The sequence below is a fragment of the Streptomyces sp. GQ60 genome (assembly GCF_059758875.1).
Genome location: NZ_JCAXEG010000011.1, coordinates 167,955 through 180,294 on the forward strand (window position 1 = coordinate 167,955; position 12,340 = coordinate 180,294).

The window sequence follows — 12,340 nt, forward strand, 5'->3', positions numbered from 1 at the left end:
AAACAGGGAGAAATGTCATGGGCGACAACGCCTCGATGATGGAGCTCATCGCCGGTTACGACGCGTACGCGAGCGCCAACGAGCTCAACACCCAGGCGGCCGTCGACGCGCCGGCCACCACCCCCGTCTGCGCCGCCGTCACCGGTGCGGCCGCCGGCAAGTGGCTCGCCTCCGCCGCGGTCAGCGCCGTCGGCGGTGCCACGTACAAGGTGGGTTGCTGATCCAGCCCCAGGGCTGAACAGCCCTTCCCTCACACACGTATGTCAGAAACGGAGGAGGTGAATTCAATGAACGAGAAGTTTCTCATCGAAGAGATGGTCACGGGCTACACGTCGTACGCCGAGACCGATGAGCTCAACGTGACCGCCGTGGTCGACGCTCCGGCGACGACCCCCTTCTGTGGCGCGGCCGCGAGCTTTGCGATCAGCTACATCACGACCAATGGTCCCGGCTAGATCGACCTCTCGTAGCAACGGTGGCCCCGCAAACGCTAATTGCGGGGCCACCGTCGGCTCGAAGCACACAGCGTACCGACGAGACGAGTTGGCTGTCACGGCCATGAGGAAGCAAGAATCGTGAACACAAGATCACATGCCGCGACTCTCCTGGACATGGCAGACCTGCTGCGGCCCAACGCGATCCGCGCCGCCGCGGCACTCCAGCTCGCCGACCATCTGGCTCACGGGCCCCTGACGGCACGGACGCTCGCGGAGCGCACCGGTGCGAACCCCGTGATGCTCACCAAGCTGCTCCGCTACCTCGATGAACTCGGACTCCTCCGCCTGGACGGCGAAGGCTCCTTCGAACTGACCGAACTGGGCGGGCCCCTGCGCCGGGACAGCGCGCAGAGCCTGGGCCAGTTCCTCAGCGCCGAAGGGCTGTTCGGCCGCGCCGACCTGGGACTCGTGGGCCTCCTGCACACCGTACGGACCGGCGAGTCGAGCTATGCCGCCGCGTTCGGCCGGGAGTACTGGGACGACATCAACGGAAACCCGGCGTTCTCCGATGCGCTGGACAAGGAAGGCCCGACCCGGATCGCCTTCGACGCGGACCTCATCGTCGACGCCTACGACTGGAGCGGCGTACGCCGCGTCATCGACGTCGGCGGCAACAACGGCACGCTCCTCATCGAACTGCTGGGCAGGCACCCGCACCTGACCGGCGCCGTCCTCGACCTGCCGGGCGTCTCCCAGATCGCCGCCCGCAGGATCGCGGAGGCCGGTCTGAGCGACCGCGGCGAGGCGGTGACGGGCAGCTTCTTCGACCCGCTCCCCACCGGAGCCGACGTCTACCTGCTCTCCGGAGTCCTCGCCGACTGGAGCGACGAGCGCGCCGTGGAGATCCTCGGCCGGTGCCGCGAGGCGGCCGGCCGCGAAGGAAAGGTGCTGCTCGCCGAGATCAACCTGGACATGGACAGCTCGGGCCAGAGCGCCGCGGCCACTGATCTCTGGGTCTCGGCGACCGTACCGACCCCGTCGCGCACCGTCGGCCGGCTGAAGGAACTGGGCGCCGCCGCGGGCCTGACCCTCACCTGGGAGGGGCCCGGCACGCACATCCGCTCGCTGCTCGAATTCGGGGCGGGTGGCACGGGTGCTTGAGTTCGACCGGCTCACCAAGAGCTTCGCGGCCAAGCACGTACTGCGCGAGCTGAGCTTCGAGGTCCGTCCGGGCGAGCTCTTCGGCTTCTGCGGAGCGAACGGGGCGGGCAAGACCACCGCGATGCGCATCGCGCTCGGCCTGCTGTCCCCGGACTCCGGCGAAGTCCGCTGGAACGGCGTCCCGGTGGATGCCGAGATCCGCCGCCGCATCGGCTACATGCCGGAGGAGCGCGGCCTGTACGCGACGATGCGCCCGCGTGACCAGCTCGTCTACTTCGCCCGCCTCAGCGGGATCACCACCGCGGTCGCCAAGCGGCGGGCCGATGAGTGGATCGAACGGCTCGGAGTGAAGATGAGTCCCAAGGACACCCTGGAGAAGCTCTCGCTCGGCAACCAGCAGAAGGTCCAGCTGATCGCCGCGGTGATCCACGACCCCGAAGTGCTGATCCTGGACGAGCCCTTCTCCGGCCTGGACCCGGTCGCGACCGACGCGATGGCCGACGCCCTCGTCGAGTTCAGCGGCAAGGGCGTCCCCGTGGTCTTCTCCAGCCATCAGCTCGAACTCGTGGAGCGGCTCTGCGACCGGGTGGGGATCATCCGCGACGGGACCGTCGTCGCGGAGGGCACCGTGGCCGAGCTGCGCCGCGGCGCCGGCAGCCGGCAGCTGCGGATAGCCCTGACCGGCGCACCACGGGGCTGGGCGGACGAGCTGCCCGGCGCGCGGATCGTGTCCCGGGAAACGGACGAGGAGGGGGCCGTCACGGTGGAGGTCGAGCAGGACGTGCCGGTACGGGACGTACTGGCCGCGGCCCAGAGCCTCGGCGAACTCGCGCACTTCTCACGGCGCGAGCCGACCCTGGCCGAGATCTTCCGGGACGCGGTGGCGTCATGACGACCACGGAGCGACGGGCGAAGACGAAGGCGCCCGGGCAGCGAGAGACGCAGGACCAGGCGCAGGCGAAGACGTACCGGGCCGACCGGCTGAGCAGCGGCACGCTGGTCTGGATGGTCGCCCAGCGCGAGATATCCACCCAGTTCCGGCGCAAGGAGATGTGGGTCTCGCTGGTCATCATGATCGTGGTGTTCTGCGGGTCCCTCGGACTGCAGACCGCCTTCGATTTCGGTGACGAGAAGTCCACGGTCGGAATCGTCGGACAGCAGCGCGGTTTCACGGACGCCCTGACGGCGCAGAGCGCCGCCGGCGGCCCCGCCATCGAGGTCGTCCAGTACGCCGACGCGGACGCCGCACGGAAGGCGGTCCACGAGGGCAAGGCCGAGGCCGCGCTCGTCGGCGGGCAGATCGTCGTCCAGGAGAAGCTTCCCGAGGCGCTGGGCGCGGCGGTGCAGGAGGCTCACCGCACGACCGTCACCGTGGACCGGCTGAGGAACGACGGCCTGCGGGACGGCGAGATCGCCGAGGCCCTGACCGTCGAGCCGCTTCAGGTGACGGCCCTCGATCCGGATGTGGAACGCGACTTCCAGCGGACGATGACCGCCGGAATCGGCGTGATGCTCCTCTTCTTCATGATGCTGATGTTCGGCCAGGGGATCGCCCAGGGCGTGCTGGAGGAGAAGTCGAGCCGGATCGTGGAGATCCTGCTCGCCAAGGTCAGGTCCTGGCACCTGCTCACCGGGAAGGTGCTGGGCATCGGGGTCGTCGCGCTCGCCCAGATCACCGCGATCATGGTGTGCGGAATCGGCTTCGCGCTGATCACCGGGCTGCTCGACGCTCCAGTCGACGCCATCGGCACCGGGCTGCTGGTCATCGCCTGGTTCGTTCCGGGCTACTTCCTCTTCGCCACGCTCTGGGCCCTGGCCGGCGCCATGGTCTCCCGCCAGGAGGACATCCAGCACGCGGCCGGCCCGGTCAGCTTCCTGCAGACGATCGGCTTCACCGCCGCGCTGCTGCCGTTCATCGATTTCAGCCCGACCCTCACCCGCATCTTCTCCATCGTCCCCGGCAGCTCGTGGGCCGTGATGCCCGTACGGATGGCCGCGGACCCGGTGCCCTGGTGGGACATCGTGGCGGCGGCGCTCCTGATGGCCGTGGCGATCGGCGTCCTGCTGCGCGTCGGCGGCCGCATCTACATGGCGGCGATCCTCCAGCACGGCGGAATCATCAAGACCCGGGAAGCGCTGCGGCGCGCCCGTGAAGGGGCCGGCTCATGAGCACCGACGGCACGGCGGCCGGTGGAGGGGCGCGCGGGGAGGACGCGGAGCTGCGGATCCTGCACGAACTGACCGCGGGCAACGGCCTGAAGGTGGCGGCCATCGCCGTCCTCTCGCTGCTTTCGGCGGCGGCGACCCTCGCGCTGCCGATGGTGGTCGGAACCCTGGTGCGGGAGGTCCAGGAGGGCAAGGGCCTCACCTGGACGACCGCCGCGATGGCCGGAGTCGGGGTGGGCGCCGCGGCGGCCGGGGCACTGGCCGCGTATCTGCTGTCCCAGTTGGGCGAGAGCCTGATCTGCCGGCTCCGCATCCGCACCATGCGCCACGGCCTCGGCCTGCGGATGTCCGACGCGCGCCGCGAAGGCAGCGGCAACCTGGCGTCGCGGCTGACCGCGGACGCGATGCAGCTGAAGGGCGCCATCGACATCGGGCCGATCCAGCTGCCGATGGCGTGCATCACCCTGGTCGGGACGCTGGTCATCATGGGCATCCTGGACTGGATGCTCCTGCTGATCACCATGGGGGGCTTCGTCACGGCCGTGGCGATCGTGGCCGTCGTGGTCGTGGGCCTGCGCCGGAAGTACGGCGCCGTCCAGGAGGAACTCGGTTCCCTCACCCAGCAGTTCGTGACGACCCTCGACGCGCTGACCGTCATCAAGGCGTACCGGGCGGAGCGCCAGGTCGCGCGGGTCCTGGCGGGCCGGGCGCAGAGCCTGTCCCGGCTCGGCACCGAGGTGGCCAGGCTCGAGTCCCTCGTGGTCCCGGTGATCAACCTGGGCCAGCAGATCGCGCTGCTCACCGTCCTCATCGGCGGTGGAGCCCGACTGGTCTCCGGAGACCTGGCCCTGGCGGACTTCGTCGCCTTCCTGCTCTACCTGCTGCAGCTCACCGCGCCGCTGATCATGGCGGCCTCGGGTGCCTCCACCATTCAAGCCGGGATGGTGGCCAAGGAGCGGTTCAAGAGCGTCTTCGCCCTGCCCGTGGAGACCGTGGAGCCCGTGCCGGCCGGCCGTGGGGCGGCCCTCGCTCCGGCACGGCCCGGAGCGCCCGCGGTGCGGTTCGACCGCGTCAGCTTCGGCTACGGCGACCAGCCCGTGCTGCACGAGGTGGACCTCACCGTGCCCGCCGCCGGCCTCACCGCCGTCGTCGGGCTCTCGGGAGCCGGCAAGTCCACCGTGCTGGGCCTCATCGAGCACTTCATCACCCCGCACTCCGGGCGGGTCGAGGTCTTCGGCCACGACCTGCGGCATCTTCCGCTCGGCGAACTCCGTGGGCAACTCGCTTACGTGGACCAGGGCTTCACCCTGGTCCGCGACTCGATCCGGATGAATCTGAACCTCGGCCGCGAGGACGCCCTGCCGGACGGGGCGCTCATGGAGGCGCTCGCCAAGGTCGGCCTGGAGGAGGAGATCCGGCGGCTCCCGGCCGGCCTCGACACCGTGCTGGGCGGCGGCGACGACCTGTCCGGCGGACAGCGCCAGCGGCTGGCGCTCGCGCGGGTGGCCCTCACCGACGCCCGGCTGGTGCTGCTGGACGAGCCGTCCTCGCAGCTCGACAGCGTCAACGAGGGGAAGCTGCGCCGCGTCGTGGACGACCTCGCGGGCGACCGCGCCGTGCTGGTCGTCGCACACCGCATCTCGACCGTGCAGCACGCCGACCAGGTGATCGTCATGGACCAGGGGCAGGTCATCGCCCAGGGCACGCACACCGGTCTGCTCGGCAGCTGCCCCGCGTACACCGAACTGGTCGCCGGCCAGCTCCTCAGCACCCTGGAGACCGCGTGAGCACCATCTCCGTCCTGATGCCGTTCATGCCGACCAGGTCGGAGCAGGCCCTGCCGCTGGCGGCCCTCGTACAGCACAGCGCGGCGCACCGGCTGTGGCAGGGGCAGGCGCTGGTCGTCGAACCCCACCAGACCTTCAGCCATCTGGCCGCCTCCGGCTTCCGGGTGCCCGTGGGCACGGGCGTGACCCTCATGCCGTTCCGGCACCCCTACGAGGCCGCCCTGCAGGCGCGGTCGCTGGCCCTGGCGACCGGCCATCCGGTGGTGGCCGGGTACGGTCCGGGCGCGGCCGTCCTGCAGCGCAGCGTGCTCGGCGCGCCCTACGCCAGCCCGCTCACCGCGGTACGCGAGTACCTGACCATCGTCGGCGGGCTGCTGGCGGGACGCCGGGTCGAGCACGACGGCGATTACTTCACCTGCCACGTCGAGCTGGTGCCGGAGCCCGGTCCTCCCGTCGAGGTCGGACTCGGTGTGCTGCGGCCCAGGATGGCCCGGGTCGCGGGGGAGGTCGCCGATGTCGCCATCACGTGGATGACCCCGCCCCGCTATCTGCGGGAGGTCATCGCGCCCGCCCTCCGCGAGGGCGCCCGGACGGCCGGGAGGCCGGTGCCGCGGCTGGTGGCGATGGTTCCCCTGGCGCTGGGCGCGGCCGACCGCGATCCGGTGGAACTGCTGCTCGCGGGCAACGCCGGACATCTGAAACTGCCGCACTACCAGGACATGCTGCGCCGGTCGGGAATCGACGTCGATCCGGACGACCTGGCCGGGTCGGCCAAGGCGGTGATCGCCGGGCGCGGCTTCGTCAGCGGTGACGCCGACGAGATCCTGGCCGTGCTCGACGAGTACCGGGCGGCCGGAGTGGACGAGATCGTGCTCAACGTCACCGGACTGTGCCGGCGCTACGGACTGCCCACGGCCCTCGGTGAACTGGAGACCCTCCTCGGCGCGCTCGCGGGGGGCGCCGTGTCCGGCGCGGACGGCACTGCGGCCGACGCCGGCCGCTTCGCCTCGGCCTCGCGCGGGGGTGTGCTGTGAACCACCAGGCGCCCGCCGCCGGCGGTGTCCCCGACTTCGGCGTCTCGCGGCTGCTCCTGGTCGGAACCGGGTCGGTCTCGGTCTCGGACCTGCCGTTCTGGGCGGAGTGGCTCCGCGCCTCCTACCCCCGTCTGGAGATCAAGACGGTGATCACGCGGAGCGCCGAACGCTTCGTGAGCCGGGCCTCGTTGGCGGCCCGGACCGGTGGTGACGTCCTCGTGGACGCCTGGCCCGAGGACACCGCACACGCCCGGCACGTCGCATGGGCGGAGTGGGCCGAAGCGGTGGTCGTCCATCCGGCGACGCTGCACTTCGTCGCCCGTCTCGCGCTCGGCCTGGCCGACACCCCCGCGCTCCTCGCCGCGCAGTGCACGGCCGCCCCCGTCGCGGTGGCGCCCGCGCTGCCGCCCGGTGGCCTGGACAGCGCCGCCTACCAAGCGCACTGGACCGCGCTGACCGCACGGCGCAACGTCGTGGTCGCGCCGCCCCGCTCGGGGGTGAGCGCGACCACCGGGCGGTCCGACGCGTGGGTGCCCGCGCTGCTGCCGGACGTCATCGAACTGCTGGAGCGGCGCAGGGTGGAACTCGCCGAGCGGGCCGGTGCGGCGGCGCCCCTGCCGCCGACGGCCGCGCTGCTGGCCGAGGGGAGCACGGTATGACGACCGAGTTCGCCACCGGCCTGCTCCGGACCACGATCACCCGCCGCGACGGCGGGGGACACCGCTGGACGAGATCCCCCGGTGGGCTGGCCCCCGCGCCCTTCTCCCCGGTGAACGCCGCCCTGGACGGCACGCTCGCGGTCCTCGGAACCCCGGGTGGCGCCCGGCTGGTGCCGGGCCGCGCGGGCGGCGGGCAGCAGGAGCGTACGTACGACCTCGGCGGCGGCGAATCCGTCGCCGGCTGCCTGCTGCGGGACGGCGCGCACGCCGGTCTGGAGCCCGCGGTGCGCGAACTGGGCGCCTTGCTCGGCGCCCTGCACGCCGTTCCGGCTCCCGTCACCGGACCGCGGCTCGTCGCCCCGTCGCGCGGACTGGTCCGGCTGGAGCGCTGGCTGGGCGGCCGCGCGCCGCAGGTGTGGGCCGCCCAGGCGGGGGCCATGCTGAAGGACCGGCTCGGGCCCGCCCGCTGGGCGACGCTGCGCGCCTGGTGCGCGCCGGCGTACGGGGACGGGGGCGACCGCCGCGAGGGGGCCGACCGTGGCGACGGGACCGACCGCCGCGACGGGACCGAGCCGCTGGTCGTGACCCACGGCGCCCCCGGACTGGGATCCCTCGTCGTCGATCCCTCCTCGGGTCGCGCCGAACTCCTCATCGGCGAGGACCTGTGCCTGGGCCCCTGGCACTCCGACCTGGGCTGGGCGCTCGGCGAGATCGTCGAGCTCTCCTGGCAGCTGGGAGGTGATGCCCGGCAGTGGCAGCGCCTCAGCGACGCGCTGCAGGAGGGCTACGGACGGCGGCTGGGCTCCACCTGGCCCCGGCACGCGGCCGTACGGGTCGCCCTCCATCTGCACGACTACACCGCGTACGTCGGCTGGCACCCGGTCGAGTTCGAGCGGTTCGCCGCGTTCCTCACCTTTCTCATCGATCTCATTCCTGTCCGTCCCCAGGAGGGTTCCCATGCAGAATCAGCTTTCACTTCCGTCCGGCCTGTACCTGCTGGCGTGGAACACGGATAAGCAGAAGCTCACCAGCACCGACACCATCGGCCATGTGGTGCGGGCCGGGGCGCTCGCCGAGCTCGCCCTGCGAGGGCTGCTCACCGACGCCGACGGCAGGCCCGCCGCGGCCGAGGGGGCGCCGACGGGAGAGCCGGCGCTCGACGATCTGCTCGGGCTCATCGCCCGCTCCAGGCCCCTGGCCTGGAAGGGATGGATCAACCAGGGCGTGAAGCCCACCCTCACCGCCGTGCGGGAACGGCTCGCGGAGGCGGGCTGCCTGAGTCTCGACGCCCACCGCCTCGGCGGCGTGGTCCCCGTGACGACCGTGAACCTGCGGTCCACCGAAGCCGGCGACGTCCTGCGGAACCAGGCCGTCCGGGCGCTGCGCGGCGAGGAGCCGGCCGACGCGGTGGCCGACCGCGACGCCGCTCTGGTCACGCTGGCCGCGGCGGGCGGTCTGCGTACCGTCATCAGCGAGGCGGAGACCAAGGCGTACGGACAGCGGCTCGCAGCGCTGGCCGGACGCGGCGGCCCGGCCTTCGAGTCGCTGCGCAGGATCCTTCCGGAACTCCGCGAGACGGTGGAGACCGCCCATGCGGGGTGAGCGTCCGCCGCTGCACCGGGTGACCCTGGCCAACGGGCTCCGGGTGCTGCTGGCACCCGATCCCCGCGCCCCGCGGGTGACGGTGTGCGTGCACTACGGGGTCGGCTTCCGTTCCGAACCCCCCGCCAGGGAGGGCTTCGCCCACCTCTTCGAGCACCTGATGTTCCGGGGCAGCGAGAGCCTGCCGAACGGCGCGTTCTACGACCACGTGCACGCCTCGGGCGGTGAGGCCAACGGCACCACCCACCAGGACTACACCGACTACTACCAGGCGGTACCGGCGGAGGCGCTGGAGCAGGCCCTGTTCAGCGAGGCGGACCGGATGCGGGCGCCCCGGTTCACCCCGGCCAGCCTCGCCGAGCAGCTCGACGGGGTCGCCCAGGAGATCCACCAGGCGACCGTGGCCCGCCCCTACGGCGGGTTCCCCTGGCCGCTGCTGCCCGGCCTGCTCTACGCGTCGCACGCCAACGCCCACGACGGGTACGGGGACATCGCGGAGCTGCGGCACACCACACCCGACCAGTGCGCCGAGTTCTTCGACACCCACTACGCCCCGTCCAACGCGGTCCTCACCGTCGGCGGCGGCTTCGACCTCCGTGCCGGGCTCGAACTCGTCGAGCGCCACTTCGCGGACATACCCGACCGCCCGGTACCGCCCCGCCCGGAGCTGGACGAGCCGGTGCCGGCGGCCGACCGGTGGAGCGTGTGCACCGAGGCCGGGGTCTCCGCGACCGCCGTCGCCGTCGGCTACCGCCTCCCCGACCCCGGCCGTGACCTGTCCGGCTACCTCGCACACCGGGTGCTGGCCAGGCTGCTGGCCGGCGATGGCGACGTCGACAGCAGCTGCGGCTTCTTCGGCCCCCTGGACGCCAGGAGTCCCGACACCCTGGTCCTCACCGGCCGCCTGGCGGCCGGGAGTTCGCCGCGGGACCTGCTGGCACGGATCGAGGGGCAGTGGGGGGCGTGGGCGGAGGGTGAGGACCGCGACGACGCCGTGGCCCGGGCCGTCGGCGCCCTGGTCCTGGAACACCACCGGGACCACGATGACCTCCAGGTCCGCACGCGCGCGCTGGGCCGGCTGGAAACGCTCTTCGGCCGCGCCGAGCTCCTCGACGAGCTCCCGCTGCGGCTCTCGGAGATCGGCCCGTCCCAGGTGGCCGAGGCGGCGCGGGGTCTGCTGCGCGCGCACAAGGCGGTTCTGGTGATCGAACCCGGCCCGGTGCGCACCCGCCCGGCAGCCGCGGTCCGCCCCGCGCCCGCGGCTTCCGCACCGTCCCCGGCCGCGTCCCCGGCCGCGCTTCAGGCCGCGCTTCAGGCCGTGTCCCCGGCCGCGCCCCTGGCAGCGCCCCCGACCGCCTCCCCGGCCGCGCCCCTGGCAGCGCCCCCGACCGCCTCCCCGACCGCGCCCCTGGCAGCGCCTCCGGCCTCGCCCCCCGCCGCTTCCCCCGCGATGGCGGGCCGGCCGCACCGCACCGCCGTGCAGCTGGGCAGCAGCCCGGCCGGACCGCGGCGCGTGCCCGGGCCCGCACCCGAGCCGCGCCCCGTCAAGGACCCGGTCCTCACCGTCGGCGCGGACGCCACCCTGGGCAACGGCCTGCGGCTGGTGGCCGTCCACACCCGCACCCCGGTGGTCGAGCTGCGCCTGAGGAAGCCCCTCGGCGTGCTGGGCTGGACCCGGCCCGACGCGGTGGACGAACTGCTGCGCCTGCTCAACCAGCGGGCCCGTACGGCCTGGCGGGCCGCCTCCGTACGGGGAGAACTCCAATGGTCCACCGACGGCCAGTGGCTGGAGGCGACCGGCCACGTCGCGCCGTCGGACGTGGACACCTGGCTGTCCGTCCTGGCCGATCTCGCCTCCGCCCCGGAACCGGCGGCCCGTGAGGGCGCGTTGCCGCGGACGTCGGCCGCCCCGCCGGTACCGCACGGACCGTCGCCGCTCCGCCCCGCGGACCGCGTGGCCGACGACGCTCTGCGCCGGCAGCTGGCGGGCCGGCCCGCGGCCGCCCTGGACGATCCGGCCGCGCTGCACCGCTCGGTCATGAACCCCGCGGGCGCGACCCTGATCGCCGTCGGCGCGCTGGACGGCGCCCGGCTGGCAGCGCGCGCCGAACACCTCCTCGCCCCGTGGACCCCGGCCGATGCTGACGCCGAGGAGCCCCCGGCGGAACGTTCCCGGCCCCACGACGGCGCGGACCTGCTCGTGGTGCGCCAGGACCACTACCCGGGCGCCCACCTCACGCTCCACGCGCCCGCCTCGATGACCGGTCCGGACGAGGCGGCGCGCTATGTCGCGACGGCGGTCTTCGGCGGGTACTTCGGGTCCCGTCTCGCCGCCCGCCTCGCCCGCCGCGGTACGTCGGCCTACGTGGCCCTGGCCGGGCGCGATGTCCTCGGGGACCGGCCGCGCGCGTACGTACGGGCATGGCTACCGGAAGCGTGGGTACCGGAGGCCCTCGGGGAACTGCGGGCAGAGGCCCTGGCCATGGCCACGGATCCGCCGGGAACCGCCGAGGTGTCCGCGGCCCGCGCCTTCTGCGCGGGGCAGCTGCTGTCCGTCTTCGACTCGCAGGCAGGGGTGGCGGACGTCCTGAGCCGGACGGTCGCCTATGGTCAGGCGCCCGACTGGGCCGCCCGGTTGCCGCGCCTGATGCGCGAGGTGAGCACGGCGGACGTCGCCCGTGTCGGCGGCGAACTCTTCGCGGTGCGGCCGCTGGCCGGAGTGCTCGTGGGGAGAACGGGCCCGAGGCCGGCGGACGAAACGGAACTCCGTAGAGTGAGGCGCTGAAGTGTCCTGACGGAGGAGAGACCGTGATCCGCGTTGTCGTGGTGGACGACGAGCAGCTGGTCCGCTCCGTGCTGCGTCTCATCCTGTCCTCCGCGAGCGACATCGAGGTCGTCGCGGACTGCGGCGGAGGGCAGGCGGTGGCCACCGTCGTCGCGCACCGGCCCGATGTGGTGCTGCTGGACATCCGGATGCCGGAGGTGGACGGCCTGAGCGTGCTGCGCGGGCTGCGGGCCGCCCTCGCGGCGCGGCTTCCCGCCGTCGCGATGCTGACCACGTTCGACGCGGAGGAGTACCTCGGGCCCGCCCTGCGGCTCGGTGCGACGGGATTCCTGCTCAAGGACACGGACCCGGAGCTCCTGGTCCAGTCCGTACGCATCCTGGCCACCGGGAGCAGCGTGCTGGCTCCCGGTGTCGTCCGCACGGTCATCGACCACTACCTGGACCCCGCGACCGACGCGGATCAGCAGGCGGCCAAGGCGGTGCAGACGCTCACGGCGCGCGAACGGGAAGTGCTGGCGCTCCTCGGCGAAGGCCTGTCGAACCTGCAGACGGCCGAGCGTCTGGAACTCGCGAGCAGCACGATCAAGGACCACGTCAGCGTCGTGCTCGCCAAGCTCGGCGGAATCAACCGGGTCCAGGCCGCCGTGGTCGCCGACCGCGCCGGGCTCGTGGACGGCCCGCACCTCGGCCGCGGAGCGTCGAGCTGAGC

The 12,340-nt window shown here is 72.9% G+C and carries 12 protein-coding genes; all 12 read left to right on the forward strand.

Annotation, left to right across the window (positions count from 1 at the left end):
* The first annotated feature begins 17 nt into the window (after positions 1-17).
* The 12 genes from AC6CKD_RS25920 (at position 18) to AC6CKD_RS25975 (ending at position 12,338) form a co-directional block, all read left to right on the forward strand.
* Positions 18-221 carry an LxmA leader domain family RiPP gene (locus AC6CKD_RS25920; RefSeq protein WP_498330337.1) on the forward strand — a complete coding sequence of 68 codons (204 nt, stop codon included), beginning with the start codon at positions 18-20 and terminating at the stop codon, positions 219-221.
* Positions 222-287: 66 nt separating this feature from the next.
* Positions 288-455, forward strand: coding sequence for an LxmA leader domain family RiPP (locus tag AC6CKD_RS25925; protein ID WP_498330339.1), 168 nt, complete (start codon positions 288-290; stop codon positions 453-455).
* Positions 456-611: 156 nt separating this feature from the next.
* Complete coding sequence (locus AC6CKD_RS25930) at positions 612-1,598, forward strand: methyltransferase (RefSeq protein WP_498330341.1); 987 nt, start codon at positions 612-614, stop codon at positions 1,596-1,598.
* On the forward strand, positions 1,591-2,490 hold the full coding sequence (locus AC6CKD_RS25935; RefSeq protein ID WP_498330343.1) for an ABC transporter ATP-binding protein: 900 nt from the start codon (positions 1,591-1,593) through the stop codon (positions 2,488-2,490). The genes AC6CKD_RS25930 and AC6CKD_RS25935 overlap by 8 nt, the downstream gene beginning before the upstream one ends.
* Positions 2,487-3,767: an ABC transporter permease gene (locus tag AC6CKD_RS25940; RefSeq protein ID WP_498330346.1), complete on the forward strand. Its 1,281-nt coding sequence runs from the start codon at positions 2,487-2,489 to the stop codon at positions 3,765-3,767. The genes AC6CKD_RS25935 and AC6CKD_RS25940 overlap by 4 nt, the downstream gene beginning before the upstream one ends.
* Complete coding sequence (locus tag AC6CKD_RS25945) at positions 3,764-5,551, forward strand: ABC transporter ATP-binding protein (protein ID WP_498330347.1); 1,788 nt, start codon at positions 3,764-3,766, stop codon at positions 5,549-5,551. The genes AC6CKD_RS25940 and AC6CKD_RS25945 overlap by 4 nt, the downstream gene beginning before the upstream one ends.
* Entirely contained in the window at positions 5,548-6,585 is a 1,038-nt protein-coding gene (locus AC6CKD_RS25950) for an LLM class flavin-dependent oxidoreductase (protein ID WP_498330349.1), read from the forward strand. The genes AC6CKD_RS25945 and AC6CKD_RS25950 overlap by 4 nt, the downstream gene beginning before the upstream one ends.
* The gene (locus tag AC6CKD_RS25955) at positions 6,582-7,244 is read left to right on the forward strand and encodes a flavoprotein (RefSeq protein ID WP_498330351.1); all 663 of its coding nucleotides are present in this window, start codon (positions 6,582-6,584) and stop codon (positions 7,242-7,244) included. The genes AC6CKD_RS25950 and AC6CKD_RS25955 overlap by 4 nt, the downstream gene beginning before the upstream one ends.
* Positions 7,241-8,260, forward strand: coding sequence for a phosphotransferase (locus AC6CKD_RS25960; protein ID WP_498330352.1), 1,020 nt, complete (start codon positions 7,241-7,243; stop codon positions 8,258-8,260). The genes AC6CKD_RS25955 and AC6CKD_RS25960 overlap by 4 nt, the downstream gene beginning before the upstream one ends.
* A complete protein-coding gene (locus tag AC6CKD_RS25965) occupies positions 8,202-8,846 on the forward strand; it encodes a GOLPH3/VPS74 family protein (RefSeq protein ID WP_498330353.1) in 645 nt (214 codons plus the stop codon). The genes AC6CKD_RS25960 and AC6CKD_RS25965 overlap by 59 nt, the downstream gene beginning before the upstream one ends.
* Complete coding sequence (locus AC6CKD_RS25970) at positions 8,836-11,631, forward strand: M16 family metallopeptidase (protein ID WP_498330355.1); 2,796 nt, start codon at positions 8,836-8,838, stop codon at positions 11,629-11,631. Before AC6CKD_RS25965 ends, AC6CKD_RS25970 begins: the two co-directional genes overlap by 11 nt.
* A 23-nt stretch (positions 11,632-11,654) precedes the next feature.
* Positions 11,655-12,338 (forward strand): response regulator, encoded by a 684-nt coding sequence (locus tag AC6CKD_RS25975; protein WP_498330357.1) that lies wholly within the window; start codon positions 11,655-11,657, stop codon positions 12,336-12,338.
* Positions 12,339-12,340 lie beyond the last annotated feature (2 nt).